The sequence below is a fragment of the Lactimicrobium massiliense genome, assembly GCF_900343155.1.
GTDB classification, from domain to species: domain Bacteria; phylum Bacillota_I; class Bacilli_A; order Erysipelotrichales; family Erysipelotrichaceae; genus Bulleidia; species Bulleidia massiliensis.
The window spans coordinates 661,520-683,169 of the sequence record NZ_OUNG01000001.1 but is presented as its reverse complement, the minus strand read 5'-3'; the positions used below and the strand labels follow the sequence as shown (position 1 = coordinate 683,169).

General features: G+C 50.2%; 20 protein-coding genes and 1 tRNA gene. 17 read left to right on the top strand and 4 right to left on the bottom strand.

From position 1 onward, the window contains the following. Window positions 1–47 precede the first annotated feature (47 nt). Window positions 48–120: transfer RNA gene (locus DHU66_RS03310), tRNA-Thr, on the bottom strand. Between the two features lie 65 nt (window positions 121–185). On the opposite strand from DHU66_RS03310, the gene DHU66_RS03305 reads away from it, so the two are divergent. The 6 genes from DHU66_RS03305 to DHU66_RS03280 all read left to right on the top strand — a co-directional run bounded on the left by DHU66_RS03305 (window position 186) and on the right by DHU66_RS03280 (window position 6,965). Then, the gene (locus DHU66_RS03305) at window positions 186–908 is read left to right on the top strand and encodes a histidine phosphatase family protein (protein WP_108774438.1); all 723 of its coding nucleotides are present in this window, start codon (window positions 186–188) and stop codon (window positions 906–908) included. Between the two features lie 66 nt (window positions 909–974). Next, entirely contained in the window at window positions 975–2,174 is a 1,200-nt protein-coding gene (locus DHU66_RS03300; RefSeq protein WP_108774437.1) for an MFS transporter, read from the top strand. Window positions 2,175–2,398: 224 nt separating this feature from the next. Continuing rightward, window positions 2,399–3,457, top strand: a complete 1,059-nt coding sequence (locus DHU66_RS03295; RefSeq protein ID WP_108774436.1) for a PTS sugar transporter subunit IIC — start codon at window positions 2,399–2,401, stop codon at window positions 3,455–3,457. Between the two features lie 93 nt (window positions 3,458–3,550). Next, window positions 3,551–4,357, top strand: a complete 807-nt coding sequence (locus DHU66_RS03290; protein ID WP_167836234.1) for a S1C family serine protease — start codon at window positions 3,551–3,553, stop codon at window positions 4,355–4,357. A gap of 83 nt (window positions 4,358–4,440) precedes the next feature. Further along, window positions 4,441–6,291, top strand: a complete 1,851-nt coding sequence (locus tag DHU66_RS03285; protein ID WP_108774434.1) for a BMP family ABC transporter substrate-binding protein — start codon at window positions 4,441–4,443, stop codon at window positions 6,289–6,291. Then, window positions 6,288–6,965: a metallophosphoesterase family protein gene (locus DHU66_RS03280; RefSeq protein ID WP_108774433.1), complete on the top strand. Its 678-nt coding sequence runs from the start codon at window positions 6,288–6,290 to the stop codon at window positions 6,963–6,965. Before DHU66_RS03285 ends, DHU66_RS03280 begins: the two co-directional genes overlap by 4 nt. Before the next feature lie 63 nt (window positions 6,966–7,028). Here the strand turns inward: DHU66_RS03280 and DHU66_RS03275 are convergent, their stop codons facing one another. Then, entirely contained in the window at window positions 7,029–7,727 is a 699-nt protein-coding gene (locus DHU66_RS03275) for a hypothetical protein (protein WP_108774432.1), read from the bottom strand. 289 nt (window positions 7,728–8,016) lie between these two features. On the opposite strand from DHU66_RS03275, the gene DHU66_RS03270 reads away from it, so the two are divergent. The 3 genes from DHU66_RS03270 (at window position 8,017) to DHU66_RS03260 (ending at window position 12,757) form a co-directional block, all read left to right on the top strand. Further along, the gene (locus DHU66_RS03270) at window positions 8,017–8,352 is read left to right on the top strand and encodes a hypothetical protein (RefSeq protein ID WP_135358290.1); all 336 of its coding nucleotides are present in this window, start codon (window positions 8,017–8,019) and stop codon (window positions 8,350–8,352) included. Between the two features lie 291 nt (window positions 8,353–8,643). Beyond that, window positions 8,644–12,012 (top strand): EAL domain-containing protein, encoded by a 3,369-nt coding sequence (locus DHU66_RS03265; RefSeq protein WP_108774430.1) that lies wholly within the window; start codon window positions 8,644–8,646, stop codon window positions 12,010–12,012. Between the two features lie 130 nt (window positions 12,013–12,142). Continuing rightward, complete coding sequence (locus DHU66_RS03260) at window positions 12,143–12,757, top strand: YitT family protein (protein WP_108774429.1); 615 nt, start codon at window positions 12,143–12,145, stop codon at window positions 12,755–12,757. 51 nt (window positions 12,758–12,808) lie between these two features. Here DHU66_RS03260 and DHU66_RS03255 read toward each other — a convergent pair whose 3' ends face one another. After that, on the bottom strand, window positions 12,809–13,915 hold the full coding sequence (locus tag DHU66_RS03255) for an immunoglobulin-like domain-containing protein (protein WP_167836233.1): 1,107 nt from the start codon (window positions 13,913–13,915) through the stop codon (window positions 12,809–12,811). An 86-nt stretch (window positions 13,916–14,001) separates the two neighbouring features. Here DHU66_RS03255 and DHU66_RS03250 point away from each other — a divergent pair, with 86 nt between their 5' ends. The 3 genes from DHU66_RS03250 to DHU66_RS03245 all read left to right on the top strand — a co-directional run bounded on the left by DHU66_RS03250 (window position 14,002) and on the right by DHU66_RS03245 (window position 16,952). Continuing rightward, the gene (locus DHU66_RS03250) at window positions 14,002–15,042 is read left to right on the top strand and encodes an alpha-hydroxy-acid oxidizing protein (protein ID WP_108774427.1); all 1,041 of its coding nucleotides are present in this window, start codon (window positions 14,002–14,004) and stop codon (window positions 15,040–15,042) included. Window positions 15,043–15,124: 82 nt separating this feature from the next. After that, window positions 15,125–15,301 carry a hypothetical protein gene (locus DHU66_RS12140; RefSeq protein ID WP_167836232.1) on the top strand — a complete coding sequence of 59 codons (177 nt, stop codon included), beginning with the start codon at window positions 15,125–15,127 and terminating at the stop codon, window positions 15,299–15,301. A gap of 160 nt (window positions 15,302–15,461) precedes the next feature. Beyond that, the gene (locus DHU66_RS03245) at window positions 15,462–16,952 is read left to right on the top strand and encodes a DUF438 domain-containing protein (protein ID WP_108774504.1); all 1,491 of its coding nucleotides are present in this window, start codon (window positions 15,462–15,464) and stop codon (window positions 16,950–16,952) included. Between the two features lie 7 nt (window positions 16,953–16,959). On the opposite strand, the gene DHU66_RS03240 is transcribed toward DHU66_RS03245, so the two are convergent. Next, window positions 16,960–17,631, bottom strand: coding sequence for a Crp/Fnr family transcriptional regulator (locus DHU66_RS03240; RefSeq protein ID WP_108774426.1), 672 nt, complete (start codon window positions 17,629–17,631; stop codon window positions 16,960–16,962). Between the two features lie 88 nt (window positions 17,632–17,719). On the opposite strand from DHU66_RS03240, the gene DHU66_RS03235 reads away from it, so the two are divergent. The 5 genes from DHU66_RS03235 to DHU66_RS03215 all read left to right on the top strand — a co-directional run bounded on the left by DHU66_RS03235 (window position 17,720) and on the right by DHU66_RS03215 (window position 21,626). After that, window positions 17,720–17,935, top strand: a complete 216-nt coding sequence (locus tag DHU66_RS03235; protein WP_108774425.1) for a DUF1858 domain-containing protein — start codon at window positions 17,720–17,722, stop codon at window positions 17,933–17,935. Window position 17,936: 1 nt separating this feature from the next. Next, window positions 17,937–18,512 (top strand): hypothetical protein, encoded by a 576-nt coding sequence (locus DHU66_RS03230; RefSeq protein ID WP_108774424.1) that lies wholly within the window; start codon window positions 17,937–17,939, stop codon window positions 18,510–18,512. After that, entirely contained in the window at window positions 18,490–19,173 is a 684-nt protein-coding gene (locus tag DHU66_RS03225; RefSeq protein ID WP_245309350.1) for a cupin domain-containing protein, read from the top strand. Before DHU66_RS03230 ends, DHU66_RS03225 begins: the two co-directional genes overlap by 23 nt. Next, the gene (gene hcp, locus DHU66_RS03220) at window positions 19,174–20,841 is read left to right on the top strand and encodes a hydroxylamine reductase (RefSeq protein ID WP_245309347.1); all 1,668 of its coding nucleotides are present in this window, start codon (window positions 19,174–19,176) and stop codon (window positions 20,839–20,841) included. A gap of 83 nt (window positions 20,842–20,924) precedes the next feature. Continuing rightward, entirely contained in the window at window positions 20,925–21,626 is a 702-nt protein-coding gene (locus DHU66_RS03215) for an HAD family hydrolase (RefSeq protein WP_167836231.1), read from the top strand. Window positions 21,627–21,650: the final 24 nt, after the last annotated feature.

Here is a 21,650-nt window from a genome sequence, read left to right as displayed (position 1 = left end):
TGGATGGGCAGAAAAAAGAAAAGCCCTGAGACAAGGGCTTTGTGAGGTGCCGACTATCGGAATCGAACCAACGACCTACTCATTACGAATGAGTTGCTCTACCAACTGAGCTAAGTCGGCAAGTGACAGCTTTGATATTATAATCGAGGAGAATGTTGTTTTCAACGTGAAAGGGAGGAAAAGAAATGCGAATACTGATCATTCGTCATGGGGAACCGGATTATGCACATGATTGTCTGACAGAAAAGGGATGGCGTGAGGCACAGTATCTGGCCAAACGGCTTGCGAAGGAACAGATTGACTGGTTCTATGTGTCACCGATGGGCAGGGCACAGCAGACAGCTTCCTGTACATTGCAGGCAATGAATCGTGAAGCGGAAACGCTGGACTGGCTGCGGGAATTTCAGGTACCGGTGATTCATACGGGCGATACGGTACCAACCCGTCCGTGGGACTGGATCCCATCGGTATGGGTGAAGGATGAGCGCTTCTTTGACAAGGAATGCTGGACGCAGAACCCTGCTTTTGAGCAGGCTGATCTGAAGGAAAAGTATGATCATGTGATTGCATGTTTTGATGCGCTTCTGGAAAAGCATGGCTATCGGCGGGACGGCTATCTTTATGATGCTGTTGACAGCAGTCATGAGACGATTGCACTGTTCTGCCATTTTGGGCTGGAGTGTGTTCTGCTCAGCCATTTGCTGAATGTTTCACCGATGGTTCTGTGGCATGGCTTTTGTGCTGCGCCAACGAGTGTGACGGAAGTATGGACGGAGGAACGCGAACAGGGAACGGCATCGTTCCGGATCAGCAAGTTCGGGGACATTTCTCATTTGTATGTGCATGGTGAACAGCCTTCTTTTATGGCACGTTATTCTGAATGCTATGGGGATGTGCAGAAGCACTGACACATGTATTACACGCGTCTGCGGCGTGTGATACGATAAGTCAGCGATGATAAAGGGGGGTACAGAATGAATGCAAAGAAGCTGAAAGCATTGCTTACGATTGACTATGCCGGAGTACAGGGATTCTATTCGACAATGTATGCCGGCATCGGTGCTTTTATTTCGGTGTTTCTGCTGGCCAATGGCTTTTCCAATACGGAGGTTGGCCTGGTTATGTCCGGGGCAAATCTGTTAACGGTTCTGTTTTCACCGGGGCTTGCCGATTTCGCTGACAGGACAAAAAAGATTACACTGACCCAGCTGATCTCTCTTTTTTCTTTTCTGACTGGTCTGATGTGCATCATTCTGATGGTGCTGCGCGGTCACACTGTGGCATTGTTTGTCTGCTATATGCTTGCCCTTGTCTTTGATCTGGTGATGCCGCCGCTTGTCAATGCCCTCGTCTTTCAGATTGAAGGCTACGGCATTCATCTGAATTTTGGCCTGTGCCGGGCGGCGGGCTCTCTTCTGTATGCCATTATGACTGCCGCACTTGGGGTGGTGACAGAGCGTATGGGCATCAATTCCATTCCCGGCTCTACCATTTTCTCGCTTGCCCTTTTGCTTGCCAGCCTGTTTCTGCTCAGGCACCACATGGGTTTTCTGCATGGCAGCAAAACGGTTGAGAAAAAGGAGGAAGAACGCATCACCCTCAGGGATTTCATCAGAAACAACAAGGCATTCCTTGTTCTGAATATCGGCATCATGATCATGTATTACTACAACTATATTATCGGATCATTTATGCTGCAGATCATTACGCCTCTTGGAGGTACTGTAAAGGATATGGGCAATCTGTTTGCACTTGGCGCTGCCATGGAGATTCCTGCAATGGTGAGCTTTGACTGGCTGCGGAAGAAGGTTTCATCTGCCCGTGCCCTGCAGATTTCGATGGCTGGCTTCATGCTGAAGTCACTGCTTGTGCTGGCTGCCGGTAATGTTGCGCTTGTTTATGTATCACAGGCACTGTCATTTATTGCTTACGGACTGTTTTATCCGGCTATTGTACAGTACACCGGTGAAAGGATGAAAGCGGGAGAGGCGGTCAAAGGGCAGTCTATGTTTACGGTCATGATGACGGCTTCCGGCATTATTGCCAATGTCAGCGGAGGCATGGTTCTGGATGCTTTCGGACCGCACCTGCTTGTTCTGCTTTGCTTTGTGCTGTGCGTGACAGGCGGGACGATTGTACTTTTCATGAGCAGCAGGGTGCCTGTCAAAGCATGATGATGCTTTGCACATCTGCATGCTTTTTTCTTTTTTTGATGAAAGCCAGTGCAGAATTTTCAGAATGATTTTTTGGGCCTGGCATAGGGAAGAGCATGGCTGAGCTTGGAAAATGAATCCCTTTTCAAAGATATAGTCATGATGACAATAAATAATAGTCATGATGACTATACAAATGCATGAGCAGGTTGTATAACGGAACATGCTGAAAAGGAGAGGGATATATGGAAAAAGTAAGGGAATATCTTGCCAGCAAGGATATTGTGTTCTCAGCGGATCGCTATCTGATTGATGCGATGGGTGCTATGGCGAAAGGATTGTTTGCTTCCCTGCTGATTGGTACGATTCTGTCTACGGCAGGAACACAGCTCCATCTTGGTTTTCTTTCGGATATTGGCGCCTATGCTTCAGGGGCTGCCGGGGCGGCCATGGCTGCTTCGATTGCGTTTGCACTGCATGCGCCGCAGCTTGTTCTGTTTACGATGGTGGGCGTTGGTGCAGCAGCCAATAAGCTGGGCGGCGCCGGCGGTCCTCTGGCTGTCTATATCATTGCTATTATTGCAACAGAATGCGGCAAGCTTGTCTCTGGTGAAACAAAAATTGACATTCTGGTTACGCCGGCAGTCACTCTGATTGTCGGTGCCGGCCTCAGCATGCTTTGGGCACCGGCAATCGGTGCTGCTGCTTCCTCACTTGGCTCCATCATCATGTGGGCAACGGAACAGCAGCCATTTGTTATGGGCATGATTGTAGCAGTAATAACCGGCATTGCTTTAACCCTGCCGATCTCTTCTGCAGCGATCTGTGCTGCGCTTTCTCTGACCGGGCTTGCCGGAGGTGCCGCAGTTGCCGGATGCTGTGCACAGATGATCGGCTTTGCCGTGATGTCTTTCCGTGAAAACGGCGTGGGCGGACTGGTATCCCAGGGCATTGGCACAAGCATGCTGCAGATGCCCAATATCATCAAAAACCCGCGGATCTGGCTGCCTCCGATCCTTGCCAGTGCCATCACTGGCCCACTGGCCACATGCGTGTTCCATCTGCAGAATAATGGACCGGCAGTTTCTTCCGGCATGGGTACCTGCGGCTTTGTCGGGCAGATCGGCATCTATTCCGGCTGGGTCAGTGATATTGCCAATGGCGCAAAGACCGGCATTACCGGCATGGACTGGCTGGGAATGGCATTGATCTGCTTTGTTCTGCCGGCACTGCTGTCTGTGGTGTTCTGCCGCCTGGAAGAGCATTTCGGCTGGATCAAAGACGGTGATATGAAGCTGCAGTAAGATGCGGATATCGCCATTGTTTCCGCTGCTGTTCAGACAGAGTTCACAAAGAGGGGTTACCATGGGTATGCAAACATGGAAGGAGTGAGTGACATGTCAGAAAGCAAAGACAACGAAAAGAACAATGCAGGTGAAGAAAGCAGGGATGCGTCATCTGCTGAAAAAGAAGTTTCATCACCTGCGGCATCGGAAAAGAAAAGTGCTGCACCGCAGAATACAGAAATAGCAGAGCAGCAGAAGCAGGCTGACCAGGAAAACAGGAAAGATCAAGCGGAATCAAAGCCGGATGATGTGAAGGCGGAATCGCCGCAGCCTGCAAAACCTGCAAAGAAGAAAGGCAGCCACAGGAAGATCTGGCAGATTGCCGGTATCTGCGTGCTGTGCTTTGGCTGTGGCTTTCTGGGCGGTGTGACTGCCAATTATATAGGCCCTGGCCATGCGCAGAAGCAGACAGCTTCTTCTGACCGGGATGATCTGGAGAAGATATTTGGCCAGCTGCCTGAGCAATGGGATGATGGTTCTGACAAGGCCCCGGCACAGAGTACCCAGGGTGCGGATGGCGATGAGGATGATTCTGACAATCCGTTTGCGTCTCAGGCTGCTCTTGGCATTACGGTGCAGCAGGTACAGGCTTCAGATGATCAGGAAGGCGGTGTTTACGTTGTATCGATTGCCGATGGATCCAATGCGGCAGATGCCGGCGTCAAGGTTGGCGACCGCATTGTCAAAGCGGACAATACGGAGGTCACTGGTGTCAGCGCACTGGCAGAATATATCGCCGGCAAGGATGTTGGTGATACGGTAACACTGACTTTGAAGCGTGATGGTCAGGAAGTAACGGCGGATGTGACTCTGATTTCGAAGAACAGTGTTGCTTCGCAGGATAATCAGAAAGCCTGAAGAAGAAAGATGCATTGGCGGAAAGATGGTGTACAGCCATCTTTTTGTTTTCTTATAATTGACTGTGCAAGGAGGGGAAAGAGATGAGCGATGCGCTGCAGGAGTATCAGAAAGCCCGCCGGGAAGGAGAACGGGCTCTTCGGCACGGACATGGGCTGCCGGTACTGGATGAACTGGTGCATGGCACCTGCCGGCAGGTGCCGCTTGGCGTAATGGAAATTCCGCTGTCACTGGTAGCGGGAACCGTAACGGCTATGCGGACAGTTTCATTTGCGGACAATTATATGCCAGTTATGGCGGAAAGTACTGAATTCGCCCGCAAATGGATGAATGTGTATCAGGTGCAGACGGAAGATGGCATTGACGATCCCGTTCAGGTCAGAGAATATCTTGGCCGCTTCTATGTGCAGGAGGGCAACAAGCGTGTGTCGGTGATGAAGTATCTTGGCAATCCTTCCATCATGGCGGATGTCACCAGGGTGATGAGCGATCACATGCCGGCGGTCTATGAAGAGTTTCTGTCCTTCTACAGGGTCTGTCCGATCTACAATATCCAGTTTACAAAGGCCGGCAGCTATAAGCGTCTGGCGGCTCTGCTGGACAGGGATCTTGTGACGCCCTGGCCGGATGATCTGATTCATACTGTGCAGGGCGGCTTTTTCCGCTTTGAGAGTGTCTATCAGGAAATCAGGAGCGACAAGGTTTCTCTCTGTGCCAGTGATGCCTTTCTTCTCTATCTTCTGACCTACCAGTTTGACAGTCTTCTGGATTATTCCCGTTCTTCTGTTGCCCGCCGGATCATTGGCATGCAGAAAGAACTGATTCTGCGCTCAGAAGCGGATGCCGGCGTGCAGATGATGCCGGAAGATCCCAGACAGAAGCGTTTCAGCCTGCTGAATTTCAGCCCGGTTTACAGTGAGAGAAATCCTCTGCGGGCAGCTTTTATCTATCCTGTCCGGCAGAATGACAGCGCGGTATCTGATCATGAAATCGGCAGAATATATGTTGAAAATGTGTTTGAGGGCATTGTCAGAACGATGGTGTATGACGGCTGCAGCAGTGATGAACTAACGGAGGCGGCCTTTGCGGATGCGGCAGGAAAGGGAGCACAGGTGATCTTTACAACCAGTATTCTGCAGCGGACAGCTGCTCTTCGCCAGGCGATTCTGCATCCGGAAATCCAGGTATACAACTGTTCCTTGTTTCTGGAGAATCATACGCTGCATTCATATGCTACCCGTGATTTTGAAGTGAAATTTCTGATGGGGGCGCTGGCTGGGCAGCTGAGTGAATCAGGCCGTATCGGCTATGTTGTGCCTTCGCCTGTCTATGGTACAGCTGCAGAGCTCAATGCGTTTGCCATCGGTGCCCAGATGATCAGGCCGGATGCGTCTGTCATGGCCATCTGGGCAGACCGCAGGGATGCGGACAGCAATGCCCTGCTTGCCCGGGAACATATTTCAATCTATGCAGCCAGGGATCTGATTTATCCTGATAATGATGAACCGGCATATGGGCTCTGCCGCAGAGAGGGCGGCAAAGTGATTCATCTGGCCGCGCCTGTGCGCAACTGGGGTGCTTTCTATGAAAAGCTGATCCGCGGCATTCTGGCGGGCGAAAAGCCCGGACGCAACAGTCAGTGGTGGGGTATCAGGTCCGGTGTGCTTGATCTGCATTGTTCTGATCAGCTGCCTCCTGCTTCTTTCCGGCTGGTGGATGCGCTGCGCTGCAGTCTGCGCCGGGATGATTTTGCGATCTTCAGCGGTTTGCTGAAGGACCAGGAAGGCAATGTCAGAAACAGCACAGGAATGCTGGACGCAAAGCAGATTCTGGAAATGGACTGGCTGTATGAGAATGTTGAGGGAAAGATGCCTGATATGCATGAATTTGATGAAGAGACGGCGGCGGAGATACGCCGGATGGAGGCACAATGAAACTGCTTCTGCTGGCAGATATTGAGGACAGGGGGCTGTGGGACTATTGGGAACCGGAGAAAACAGCAGGCTATGATCTGATTGTGTCCTGCGGTGATCTTTCACCGGATTATCTGGAGTTTCTTACCACCGTAGCCAATATTCCGCTGCTGTATGTGCGCGGCAATCACGATTCTCTCTATGATCATCATCCGCCGCTGGGCTGTATTGATATTGATGATACAGTTTATAACTTTCATGGCCTGCGTATTCTGGGACTGGGCGGATCCATGCGCTATCATGACGGCAAAGATATGTATACGGAAAGGCAGATGCATAAGCGCATCCGGCATCTGGAAGGCATGCTCAGGTTTACAGGAGGCTTTGATCTGTTTGTGAGCCACGCCCCATGTCTTGGCTTTGGGGATGGAAAGGATCCTGCCCACCGTGGTTTTGCCTGCTTCAATGATCTGCTGACAAGATGGGGGCCAAAGTACATGGTGTATGGCCATGTGCATGCCAGCTATGGCGCACCGTTCCAGCGTGAGATCATCCATCCGGCCGGTACGAAGCTGATCAATGCCTGCGGCCGCTATCCGCTGGTTCTGAGCGGCTCTGACTATCCGGCTGAGGGCAGAACCGGCAGCCTGTTTTATGATCTGTATATCCGGCGCACTCATCATCTGTCTGTGTAGGGACCAAAATAAAACAGCGGCTTCTTCCTGTGATGGAAAAGACCGCTGTTTTGCGTGACACATTCAGCTTACTGTGTAGTTGAGATCCCAGTTGCCGGCATTGTCCAGCAGGATCCACAAAGAATAGGAACCATCCGGCAGATCCACCGTCTTAGTGGTATCAAACGGGGTTGACTCATGAAAGACGTTGGCGACGATTTTGCCATCACTGTCTACGACATCTGCGCGGTAAGTGCCGCTGCCCTCCATCTTTCCATAGACGGTAATGGAGGATGTGCAGGTAAAGTCAAACTTCTCAGTTGGCGTATAGTCTGCCTTTTTGCCGGCAGAAGAAGATGATGATGAAGAACTTGCTGTTGGTGTTGGCGTTGCTGCAACAACATCGGCATCTTTCTTCTCCACGTCGCCATCTTCCAGGATTTCAAACGTATAGGAGAAACTCTGGTTGGCTGTCTTTGCTGTTGAGGGATACTTGTAGGAGCCTTTGGCGGATGCTGTACTGCCGGACAGACTGAATTCTGTGGCAGTCATATCAGCATAGACCTGTGCCTTGGTGCCATAGGAAGCGTTGAGATCAGTGTTGATGATTTCCAGCATCTCCATTTTCTGAACATAGGTCAGCTCAGTTGGGGCTGGTGTCGGTGTTGCACTCGGGGTGGGACTTGCCGCTATGGTTGGCTTTTCAATATCAGTTTTATGATCGCCGCAGCCTGTCAGAATCAAAAGGCAGGCACAGACGGCGACAAATGGGACTTTTTTCATGTGAATTCCTCCGTGCTTGGTACCGCCTAATGATACACCTGCACGGCATTCTTTTCATGGCAGACTTCCAAAGACTGCCTCTGACACCGGTTTCATGCAAAAAACCTTTTGCTGGTGGCACTTTCTGTATTAAGATAAAGACACAGATACGCGGACAGAATACACAATGAGATACGGATATGCTGTTTTAGATGATGATGAAGTTTTTGAGACTTCGAAGAAATTGTTTTTTTCAAAAGTAGTTGATCTTGACCGCCTTTTTGTTGATGTGGGGTCATCACGGCAACAGATGGAGCAGATGCTTTCCCTTTTGTCGTGGTCTGATACCCTGATGATGCAGGGCTATGACTGCAGTGGTCTTTCTCCAGAGGAGATGCGTGATCTGCTGGGGAAGCTGCGTGAGCGTGGCGTTCCTTTCCTGTTTGCTCAGGGCAGGGGTGCCAGTCAGCCAAAGGAAGAGAAAAAGCGCGGCCGCAAGAGCAAGGAGCTGGATATGGCATTGTTTGCTCAGTTGTGCGAGCAGCTTGTAAATAAAGAGATTACCAAGAAGGAAATGGCTGCGGTGCTTGGTATTGCATATGCAACCCTGCAGCGCCATCTGCTTGAAAATGGCATTGTGCAGTGAGCGATGGAGCAGGAGGGATAATAGATGGAAGAGAAAGAACCGGTATAGGTGATAGGTCATGTGCATCCGGATACGGATGGACCATACACACTGCAGAAGGATATTCTGTCAGGGAAGATGCAGATTCTGCCAAAACTGATAAAAGCAATTGAGGCGTAATACGGGTAGTATACCCTCTTTTTGTGTAAGTGTGAGTGAGATTGACAACAGATTGAAAGCGGATACAATAGCATCTATGTGAAATCAGGGACAATACAGCTGTATAGCTGTGCCGGATGAGGTGATACGGTAATGATGCGGGATGATGCTTTTGCGCAGTGGCTTGGAGAAAAGCACCGTTGTTATGATCTGCTGCAGGCTGGTATTTGTGTGATCAGTGCAGATGATCAGGAAGAGGTGCTTTTTGCCAATCAGTCCGTTCTGGAAATGTATGAGTGTTCATCCTGGGATGAATTTCATGAACTGGTGCATGGCACATGGACAGGAATGTCTGCAGATGACTTCGCCGGGCTGGACCATATCGGGCCTGATCAGTCGCTTCACCTGCAGATGCATTTTACTGGCAAAAAGGGAAGCAGCCGCTGTGCCTATGCCGTGATCAGCCGGCTGCCTGCAGAAACAGGCAGCTGCTTTCTGCTGCAGATGTGGTGTCCGCAGGTGGATGCTTCTCTGCATGATCATGATGACCTCACAGGTTTTGTCAGCCTGGCAGTATACCAGAGAAGGGTGAATGACTTGTTTGGCACAGGTGGCACAGGTGCAGAGAAACCGTGGGCACTTGTGCATTTTGATATCGCCAATTTCCGTGGGTACAATCAGCGGTATGGTACGGATGCCGGCAACCGCTGTCTTGTGCTGGTGGCTTCGGTATTGAAAGATGTCATTCCGGATGGGCTGATGTGCAGGGTGAATGCGGATCAGTTCCATGTTGTTCTGCCGCCTGATGATGCAGAGAAAAAGGTGGAAGAGGTTTGTGCGCTTGTCAATGAGCGCATGGGTACGCATATTGCTTCGCTCAAGGCAGGAATTGTGTATCTGCATCCCCATGTATCTGTGAAAGCAGTCATTTCCGGTTTTGGCAGGGCAGTGCATGCATGTGCTGCCATTAAAAACGGCAGTTCCCGCAATACTGCGGTATATGATGAGAAAATGCAGGAGATGCTTGATACCAGGACGTATATTCTGGACCATCTGGAGCAGGCAATGTCTTCCGGCTGGATTCAGATCTGGTACCAGCCGGTTGTTCATACATATTTCCGTACGGTAAGCTCTTTTGAGGCTCTTGCAAGATGGCAGGATCCTGTCAGAGGGATGATTTCTCCCGGAATATTTGTGCCGATTCTGGAACAGGCGGGCAAAATTGAGAAACTGGACCGTTATGTGATGACACAGGTTGTAAAGGATCTGCATGAGAAGCTTTTGGATGGCAGTCAGGTTGTGCCGGTTTCTCTGAATCTGTCCCAGATGGATTTTCAGCTGATGTCGCCGCTGGATGAGCTCAATGCGCTGACGATGCGCTATCAGGTTCCCCGGCATCTGCTTCATATTGAGATTACAGAGAGAGTTGTGGCCAAGAGCAGGGAACAGATGGAGACGGCGATCAATCGTTTTCATGAAGCCGGATATGATGTCTGGCTGGATGATTTTGGCTCTGCGTATTCCTCACTGAATGCCCTGCACAGTTATTCATTTGATCTGATCAAGCTGGATATGGAGTTCTTCCGCAACTTTGACCAGCGCAGCAGGGATATTATTACAAGCATTGTAACCATGGCCAAGCGGCTTGGCATGCATACTCTGGCAGAAGGGGTTGAAACACGTGACCAGCTGGCTTTTCTCAGACAGATTGGCTGTGAGCTGATTCAGGGATACTACTTCAGCAGGCCGGTGCCTGTGGCCCTGATTCCCAAAACGCTTGCGGCAGGGCATCTGCGTCTGGAAAAGGAACTGGAAGGCGCAGTTTACGGGGCAATCGGACTGATGGATATCATCGCACAGAATTCTGCCGGTCTTTTTCTGGTGGATCATGGCTATGTACATGTTTTTGCAGCAAACCATGCCTTTATGCGTGAATTGGAAAATATCGGCCTGAACAGCCTGAATGCCCTGAATCAGTCTCTCATCTCTGCCAGTGTCTCCGTGCAGAAAAAACTGCATCATTATCTTGAAAGCGTGCTTGATGGCGGTGAGGAGAAGGCTGTTACGGTTGTGCTTCAGGATCAGTATATCCGTCTGCAGGCATCGATGGCAGCGGGTGTCAGCGACTTCTGGGCAGGCAGTCTTCAGATCATCAATATCAGTGACGACCGTCAGGGAGCCTGGAGCAGAGGGTATGATGCTGTGTTCCGCAATCTGGTTCTGCTGTATGACAGTATCTGCTGCATTGATACGGAAGATGATGAAGTGGAGGTGATGTTCACGCATCATCTGCAGATTCATCCGGAATCCCATATCAGTGGGATCAGTGCGTTGGCACAGCGCTTTTGCCATGAACTTGTGCATGCCTGTGATCAGCAGCGTTTCCTTTCTTTCATGGATCTGTCATCGCTGAACAGCAAGCTGCATGACTCTTCGCAGGGATATGTGCAGGATTTGTTTCGGGTGAAGGATAATACTGGAAACTATCTCTGGACAGTGTTCAAAGCGGTTCAGACTGTCCGTGATGGCAGAACGGATATTCTGATCTGTGAAGCGGTCGATCTCTGGGAACATCACAGCAGCCGGAAGGAACTTCTGCCGGATTTTTCCCGTTCCATGGAACCAGAACTGCCGGCAGTCAGTACAGATATGTCACAACAGGAACGGGAAGAGCTGTCTGTCTTTCATTCTTTTCTGAAGAATGCCGGAATTCCATTTTTCTGGAAGGACAGGCAGCTGCGCTACCGGGGCGTCAATGATCTTACCCTTGACCGTCTTGGCGGACTGAGCTGGCAGCAGATAGAAGGCAGGACGGTCAGAGAGCTTGGCATCATGGTGGATCCCGACAGTCCCGAGAAGCTGGAAAAGGATATTCTGCAGGATGGCAGGACAAGAAACGGCGGCAGTTTGCTGCATCTGCCGGGCAGCCTGCGCCGGCGGGCAGTGACAGAATTTCCCTGGTACCGCGGCAATCAGATCGCCGGTGTGGCAGGGGTGGTACACACATGTGCTGAAGATAGCTGCGAAGTATTCCTGAAGGATGAAAAAACGGGATTATTCAATATATATGGAACCATGCTGGCAGGTGAAAATATGGTTCGTTCCTATCGCCTGTCTCATGAGAATTTCTTCTGTGCTGTCATTGCGCTGCATGATGAACAGCGCCTGATCAGATTCTATGGACAGGAATTCGTTGACCGTATTACAGAAGCTGCGGTGGGAATACTTTCAGATGTTGATGATCCCGGGATCATTGCGGCACATCTGGATGGCTGCCGTTTCTGTCTGCTGGGAAAGAAGCATGAAGCCGTACGGTTGGTGAAGATCGCTGACAGAGTGGCGCAGTGCGTGTCAGCACTGTGTGATACAGCTGGACTCAACCGCAGGCTGCGCATGGATGGCGCTATGGCAGAGGGGACAGAAGAAAGCAGTGTTCTGGGCATGATGAAACTTCTGGATCAGCGTCTTCAGGACGCAAAAGGCATGCCCCAGGATTTTGACAGCCTGCGGGAAATGCTGTAAATACAGTGATCATTACGCTGCAGCAGGATTCTGGAATATTCAGTTCCAGATCTTTTTTTGTCTGCAGTCTACCAAAACTCGCAAAAGTCGCAAATTTGAATATTACGCGAATATCTGCTAGAATGCGGATATGGAAATGAAGAGATGGAAAAATGATCTGATCATGATTGCAGGTGCCTGCATTCTGTCTTTTGGCCTGTTCAATGTCCATCAGCAAAGTGGCATTACCGAGGGCGGAGAACTGGGAACAGAGCTGCTGCTGAACCATTGGTTCGGCATATCACCGTCTCTGACATCAGCCATCTTTGATACAGTGCTGTATCTTCTCGGTGCCTTTGTGCTTGGCCGCGGCTTTGTACGCAATGCTTTTCTCTCTACTGCCTCTTTCTCACTGAGCTACCGTCTGTGGGAATGGGTGGGACCGGTATTGCCGGATCTGTCTGACATGCCATTGGCAGCTGCAGTTCTTGGCGCTTTGTTTGTCGGCTTCGGATGCGGCATGGTTGTCAGAATCGGAGGTGCCTGCGGCGGGGATGATGTACTGGCACTGCTGCTGCACAGAAAGCTCCGGCTGCCGCTGGGCAGATGTTACTTTCTGGCGGATGCTGTGGTACTGCTGCTTTCATTGAGCTATCTGCCGCGGACAAACATTCTGTTTTCATTCGTGACGGTTACCTTGTCTTCCTGGCTGGTAGGCAGGGTATCATCGTTCCGCATTCCAGAGGATCTTGTCCCGGATACGTGAAAGAAAGAGGATTAAAGGCCAGAAGAAAAAGACGCCTGCGCAGGGCGTCTTTCATTTTAACCATGGATTGGCCGGATCCGGATCGGTAGGATCCCATCCGCGGCTGGCATTGCTGACATCAATCTTTTGGAAGTCAGGCTTGCCAAAAGGGCCTGGATTGCCGGCATCATCATAGAATTCCACCGTAGTGCCCAGAGGACAGTTAACATAGATCCACCTGGCACTGGCAGCCTGCAGCCGCACACAGCCAAGAGAAGCACTTGTTCCCAGCTTGTTGTATTCCTCATACTCCAGATCATCCGGGCTTTCTGAGAAGTAGGGCACGGAATGAAACAGGATGTCATCAACGATATCCGTCACATACTGGCCGCTGGCATTGTCAAACAAGGCTCTCCATCTGGACTGGCCATAGGTCTGATATGTGCCAAGCGGTGTAGCAGGACCGGTAGAACAGATAAATGCTTTATAGGGCAGAGAATAATTTCCCTGTGCATCCCGGGCATATACTGTGACGGTATTGGCCGCCCGGTTGACTCTGATCAGGTAAGGATGATCATCAGAGGCAGGCGTGACAACAGTGACCTGATAGGAAGTTGAGGCGGTATTGCCGCTGGCATCAGATGCTTCCAGAGTGACCTGATAGGTACCGGGCTGACTGGCATTGACATCGGATGTGATCTGCCAGTGGCTCTGATCAATTGGGCCATCAACAGCATCTGTGATCCCGGCAACATTCCCGGCAGGATTAAAGTCTGCTCCCTGGGCAATCTGCAGATTATCAGTTTTCAGTGTAATGACCGGGGCTGCAGTATCTTCGACAGTGAAGATTACGCTGCGCTTCTTCAGTATTTCACGCCCATAACGGTCACTGGTGCGCAGGGAATAAACAACCGGATAGCTTCCTGTCTTGGCTGTATTGACACTTCCGGAGACAGACAGCGTTCCTCCGGATGCCGTAACAGCATCATACAGTGAAACAGAATCTCCTGCTTCAACGATCAGCTTTGACTGATCAATACGGAGTATCATGCTGTTTTTGGCCTCCCGGTAAGCTTTGTGATGCTGTATTCTGACAACTGCCCACCGTCCCGCCAGCAGCAGTACAATTGCCAGCAGAAGAAACAGGCAGATATGTGCAAATCTGTAAGTGTTTTTCATCGCCATACGATGATAGCACGCAAATCAGACCCCGTAAAAACAATTGCTGTTTGTGCTATGCTAACAGCAGACGGAGGATTGAACAGATGACATATCAGGAGTTGCTTGCAGAAGCACGGAAGAAAGTCGGGCCATACTGCCATGCATGCCCGGTCTGCGACGGCAGGGCATGCGGAAGTCAGATCCCGGGTCCGGGAGCCAAAGGCATGGGTGATACAGCTGTGCGTAATTTTCAGGCATGGCAGAATATCAGAATCAATATGAATACAATCGGTGAGGGCAGGGAGCCTGATCCATCACTGACACTGTTTGGCCATAAGCTGAAATATCCCATTCTGGCAGGGCCGGTCGGGGCAGTTAATCTGCATTATGGCGACAGTCTGAATGATGTTTCCTATAACGATATTCTTGTCTGTGCATGCCGGGATGCGGGCATTGCGGCATTTACCGGTGATGGCACGGATCCAAAGGTCATGGAAGCGGCTGCCCAGGCGATCCGCAATGCCGGTGGAATCGGCATTCCGACGGTGAAACCGTGGGATATGGAGACGATTGAAGAAAAAATGGCGCTGGTGGAAGAGTCAGGTGCTTTTGCCATGGCAATGGATGTGGATGCGGCAGGTCTGCCGTTTCTGCAGGGCAAGAATCCCCCGGCCGGGCCAAAGACCATTTCCCAGCTTCGCCAGATTGCAGAACGTGCAGGCCGGCCGTTTATCATCAAGGGAATCATGACGGTCAGAGGCGCTCTTGCGGCCAAAGAGGCAGGCGCATCTGCGATTGTGGTATCCAATCATGGCGGCAGGGTGCTTGATCAGACACCTGCCACGGCGGAAGTGCTTGCACAGATCAGGGATGCCGCAGGCAAAGAAATGACAATACTTGTGGATGGCGGCATTCGTTCCGGCACAGATGTTTTCAAAGCCATTGCTTTGGGAGCAAATGGTGTTCTGATCGCAAGACCATTTGTGACTGCGGTCTATGGCGGCGGCAAAGATGGGGTGGCTTTATATACCGAAAAGATTGGCAGAGAACTCGTGGATACGATGAAGATGTGCGGTGTTTCCAGACTGGATGAAATTACCCGTGAATGTCTGTTCCGGCCATCTTCAGATTATTTCCGCCTGTGAGCAAAGGATAGAAAACAGGGACAGATGAAAGCAGAGGCTTGATTGATGCGCCGCGCATACCCTGTCTATAACCAAAACCTCAATGTTTGCACAAAGTGGCGTAGGCTTAGGCGGGGAGCTTCACATTCTGGATTTCAGACTGACAGATGAGGAAATGGCACAGATTGCCAGGCTGAACAAGGGTGTCCGCTACTATACCAGAACAGAAGAAGCACTGGCGGGGTTTGCTGTATGGAAGCCCGCATATGAAGCTGCCTGAGACGGCATTATTTCAGAATGAGACAAACTGCTTTGCATTCTGCTGCCTGCAGAATATGCAGAGCAGTTTTTTTGAGGATTTTAATTTTGTTGTCCAAACAACATAATTAGCCATGCCAAACTCCTATCATGATGATGTAAAAAGTGAAGGAGTCATGAATATGGCAAAAGAAATAGATCTGACAAAGTCGGTATATGAGCTGACAAATGAATATCCGGAGCTGATTGATATTATGGCGCAGCTTGGTTTTTCAGAGATTGTCAATCCTATGGTGCGCAATTCTGCGGGCAGGCTGATGACAATTCCGAAGGGTGCCTCTATGAAGGGGATCGATATGGCAAAGGTTGTCGCTGTGCTGATGCAGAATGGTTTTACTCTGGCTGGTGAGATGCCGGATGTTGGGGTGGTACAGTCTGCAAAGAAGAACGAAGCAGGCAATGCTGAAAGTGTGGAAGAAAAAAACAGCGAAAACCGGATGTCCTTGTTGAAATCCTATCTGCAGAGGCTGGCCAGCGGTGAGGAGCTGGAAAGTGTACGCAAGGATTTTGTGGAGAATTTCAAGGATGTGGATGCGTCTGAAATCATGAAGGCGGAGCAGGAGCTGATCAGGGAAGGCACGCCGCTGAATCAGGTGCAGAAGTTGTGTGATGTGCATTCTGCGCTGTTTCATGGGGCAACCAGAGAAGAGAAGATTGCAAATGCGGAAAATGCTGTGCGGTCTTCCCTGGTTTCGGATGGGATGGACCGCAAGGCAAAGGCGGCTGCTCTTGAGGCAGTTCCAGGACATCCCCTCTATACTTTCACAAAGGAAAATAATGCGTTGGAAACATTGCTGAATGCTTATGACAAGGATCATGATGCTGCCGTTCTGGCAAAGATCCGGGATGTTTCCATCCACTATGCAAAGAAAGGGGATCTGCTCTATCCGCATCTGAAGGTGAAGTATGACGTGACAGGTCCTTCTGATGTCATGTGGACTGTGGATGATGAAATCAGGGATGAGCTTGGTGCTCTTTGCCGGATTGACAATCATGATGATGCCTGGAACAAGCGTGTTGATGCGGTACTGACCAGAATCCGGGAAATGATCTACAAGGAGCAGAATATTCTGTTCCCGATTGCAGCAGAAAAGTTTTCCGTGGAGGACTGGATCGGTGTTTATCAGGGCAGCAGGGACTATGCATCATGCTTTGGCGTAAACAATGAGACATGGCTGCCTGGTGAGCAGAAAAAAGCTGCCCATTCTTCGGATCATACGGATGATATTCAGCTTGGAGGCGGTCACATGAGTGCTGCCCAGCTGACGGCCATGCTGAATACGATTCCGATGGAAATCAGCTTTGTGGATGATGGGAATATCAATCGTTACTTCAATGAAGGACCAAAGCTGTTCAAACGTCCGGCCATGGCGATTGACCGTGAGGTATTTACCTGCCATCCCCCCAAGATTGAACCGATGGTGCGTGCGATCATCGATGATTTCAGATCCGGAGGCCAGGACAAGGTACAGATCTGGATGAACAAGAACGGCAGATCCGTACTGGTCAGTTATATGGCTGTGCGCGATCATGAGGGCAATTATGTTGGCACGATGGAACTTGTGCAGGACATGGAGTTTGCAAAAGAGCACTTTGCCCGCAGTGCAAAATAAATCAGAGTTACAGATGGTCTGGCATTTCATGCAGGATGAATTCATTCTTCCGGCAGGAAATCAGACCGTCTTTTTTCATTTTGGAAAGCTCAGCAGACATGGCACTGCGGTCAACCCCAAGATAATCCGCAAGCTGCTGGCGGTCAAAAGGAATGACAAAATGAGCGCTGCCATGGATCATGGCCTGCTCAGACAGATAGGAAAGCAGCTTTTCACGTAAGGATCTTGGCGCTGTATGCATCATCCGCTGAGACAGATTCAGGCTTTTTTTTGCCTGAATGGACAGCAGATTGTGGATCAGCCGGTTGTGGAAGGCACATCCATGCTGGCAGGTTGTCAACAGCTTATTCAAATTGATGAACAGGATCGTGCTTGGCTCACAGGCAACGACATCGCAGAGCAGTTCTTTGCCGGGGATTGCTGCATAGTTTTCCCCGAAGATTTCGCCCTGACTGGCATGGCCGAAGATGCGGCTGGTCCCCCAGTAGAAGTTGACGATGATATTGACACCGCCGGACTCAACCAGACCAAGTTCCTGGATGGTGCTGCCTGCCCGCAGGATCGTCTCATTCTTGTCATAAGACTGTTCATGGGCATCCAGGCAGGAAAGCAGATGGGTGATTTCCTCTTTCCGGATGCCGTGGAACAGATTGGTGTTGGTCAGAAACATTTCATTCATAATATTCTCCATTTGTTGTCATAACAACATATATGTTGTGTATAGCATAGTATCCTGTTCGCGTAAGGTCAACAGGAGGACCGGTAAGATGGAAAAATATGTCAATGGTGAAACGCTGATTGGTGAGATTGTGGCAAAGTATCCGGCTTGTGTGGAGATTCTGATGGATGCCGGCATGCACTGTCTGGAGTGTGCTGCTGCTTCTGGTGAATCCCTTGAGGATGCCTGTGCAATGCACGGCCTGCCTTCTATGGTGATCGTCAATATGCTGAATGAGTCTATTGCTCTGCAGGAGAATGCCTGATATGAGCATGACGCTCGGGCCCATTCATTACTGGCTGTATGGCAAGATTTCCAATCAGGAGGAATTGACAAAGTTTCTTGCTGAGGGGGCAAGGGAACAGGGAATGTCACTGGCTGTAAATCGCTATACCAGAAATCTGCCGCCACTTGAAGAGATCATTGATCCCATGAATATCCACGGTTCTCTGCAGGCAGCCATCGATGATGCGGAAAAGCGGTATGCAGACCTTGTGCAGGATCTTTTAAAAATGCATGTGGATCCTGCGGATCTAGCCAACTGTGCGCAGGGATTTGGCAAAAAGCACCCCGTTACTGTGGATACACCGGAAGAAGTTTTCCGTGCCTTTGAGGATTTCTTCCTGGATGGGATGCCCTGCGATCATGTCAATCGGGTGAGTGACAGTTCTTCGGCTTCATTAACATGGGAGATCACAGCGGATGTACACAGTACTTACTGGCATGAAAATGCTGGCATGTATCAGAAACTGCGCCTGGCCGTTATGAACGGCATGCTGGCAGCTGGCAGCTTTAAGGCCGGAATGCCGGATGGTGCTCATGGCATCATTGAAAGGAAATAAGAACATGAAGGCAGATGCAGGTAAAGTGTTTTCAATCCGCAATGAGAATGCCCCGGTTCCCGGATGCACGGTTTCCGGTCAGATCATTGCCGGCCGTAATCCGCTGACGGTTTTCTCACTGGGAGCCCATACAGATATCAGTGCTGAGATTCATCCCTATCACAAGCTTGTGATGGTGCTGCAGGGCAGCGTGGAAGTCTATGGCAGTGATGGCAGCAGCGAGCATGTCAAAGCAGGTGAAGGTGTTCTGACGAAGATTCATCAGGCGGTTGGTTTCCGCACAGATGAAGATACGGTTTATACAGAGCTGGCAGTCCAGCAGGAGGATGTTATGAATCAGGCTATTCAAGCAGGAAAAGTATTCAGATTTGCCGATCTGGTTCCTTATCAGGACGGAAAGATCGTCAATATGGATATTGTTCACAATGACAGCATGAAATTTGTGGTCATGGCTTTCGATGAAGGTACCGGTCTTAGTGAGCATGCGGCGCCGGGTGAGGCGCTGATCTTTGCCCTGGATGGGGAGGCAACCATTACGTATGAAGGCGTACCGCATGTCATTCACGCAGGTGAGAATTTTCATTTTGCCAAGGGTGGTCTGCATGCTGTGCAGGCAGATCAGCGCTTCAAGATGGGATTGTTATTAACTCTGCAGAAGTAGATGAAGAAGGAGAATAAAATGGACGCAAAGATGTTTTGTTATCAGTGCCAGGAGACTGCTGGCGGCAAGGGATGTGTGTATGCCGGAGTCTGCGGCAAGCAGCCGGATGTAGCAGCGATGCAGGATCTGCTGATCTATGCAAGCAAGGGACTGTCCCAGGTCACAACAAGGCTGCGCCAGGAAGGCAAGGCTGTAAGCAGGGATGTGAATCATCTGGTGACTGTCAATCTGTTTACTACGATTACCAATGCCAATTTTGACAAGAATGCCATCATTGACAGAATTGTGAGGACTCTGGCTGTCAAGGAGGAACTGCTTGGCCAGCTTGACAGCAAGGAGGGTCTGCATGACGCGGCCGTATGGAACGGGGATGAGGCATCTTTTGATGCTAAGGCGCATTCTGGAGAGGTTGGTGTTCTGGCCACCAGAAATGAGGATATTCGCTCTTTGCGCGAGCTGATTACCTATGGTCTCAAGGGACTGGCTGCCTATATGAAACATGCCAATGCCCTTGGTTATGAGAATGAAGAAATTGATGCCTTTCTGCAGGAAGATCTGGCTAAGCTGCTGGATGACGACATGGACGTGGATGCCTTGACGGCATTGACGCTGAAAACTGGTGAGTATGGCGTCAAGGGTATGGCTCTGTTGGACGAGGCTAATACAGGCACCTACGGAAATCCGGAAATCACTTCTGTTGATATCGGGGTCAGAACAAATCCGGGCATTCTGGTTTCGGGTCATGATCTGAAGGATCTGGAACAGCTGCTGGAACAGACCCAGGGTACAGGTGTGGATGTGTATACGCATTCTGAGATGCTGCCGGCGCATTATTATCCTGCCTTCAAGAAGTATCCTAACTTTGCCGGCAATTATGGCAATGCATGGTGGAAGCAGAAGGAAGAGTTTGCGTCCTTCAATGGTCCGATTCTGATGACAACCAACTGCATTGTGCCGCCGTCAGATTCGTATAAGGACAGACTGTGGACAACCGGTGCAGCCGGCTATCCGGGCTGCCGTCATATTGATGGTGCCTATGGTACGGTCAAGGATTTCTCTGCTCTGATTGCGCAGGCAAAGACATGTCAGCCCCCGAAAGAAATCGAATCTGGTTCGATTGTTGGCGGCTTTGCCCATGCTCAGGTATTCGCCCTGGCAGATAAAATTGTTGAGGCTGTCAAGAGCGGTGCGATCCGCAAGTTTGTTGTCATGGCTGGCTGCGATGGCCGCATGAAGTCACGTGAATACTATACTGAGTTTGCAAAGAGACTGCCGAAGGATGTTGTGATACTGACCGCGGGATGTGCAAAGTATAAGTACAACAAGCTGGATCTTGGCGATATCAATGGTATTCCGCGGGTTCTGGATGCCGGCCAGTGCAATGACTCCTACTCTCTGGCTCTGATTGCCTTGAAGCTCAAGGAGATTTTCAATCTGGCAGATATCAATGATCTGCCGCTGGCTTTCAATATTGCCTGGTATGAGCAGAAGGCTGTCATCGTTCTGCTGGCTCTGCTGTCCCTTGGTGTCAAGAATATCCATCTTGGTCCGACACTTCCTGCCTTCCTGTCTCCTAATGTGGCCAAGGTTCTTGTGGAGAATTTCGGCATTGCCGGCATCGGCACAGTCGATGATGATCTCAAACTGTTCTTTGGCAAGCAGGCATAAGCAGTTCATCACATCTTTTCATGAGTACAGCGGGGCCCGTCGGGCCCCTTTTTTCTATTATGAAATGCGCTATCATGACAGGTATGAATACAAGCAATGAAAACAGAAGAATTGGCTGTATCTTTGACGCGGATGGAACTTTGCTGGATTCGATGGGATTCTGGCAGGCTCTGCCGCAGCGTTTCCTGGAAAGCCGGCAGATTGCGGCCCCGGCAGACATCAGCAAAGTACTGGCAGATATGTCATTGCCAGAGAGTTGTGCCTATCTGCATCAGCAGTATCTGTCAGAACGATCAACAGAGGATATCCGACAGGAAATTACTGCAATGATTCGGCAAGCATATGCAGAGCAGATCACGCTGAAGCCAGGCGTTCTGGCATTGCTTTCCGGTCTGCAGGAAAAGGGCATTGTGATGTGCGTGGCATCAACCAGCGATCAGTTGCTATTGGAGATGTGCTTTCAAAGACTTGGCATCTCATCCTTTTTCGAAGCTGTGATTACGCCGGGAAAGGAGAATACGGACAAGTCCGGGCCGGATCTGTATGTGCGGAGTGAAACTGTCATGCACACGGCTGCTTTCAATACTTATGTGTTTGAGGATACACTGTTGCCGGTAAGGACGGCGAAGAAGGCCGGATACAGGGTAATTGCCGTCCGCGATATCTGGTCCCGATCTGACTGGCCCCTGATGGAAGAAACTGCTGATCTTTGCGTAGATGGTCTTATGGAACGTGACAAAATTTTTGCCTTCATGGGCGTAAATAAAAATTCAAAAGAATTTTAAGATTTCGCTTGATTTTTTGTAAAC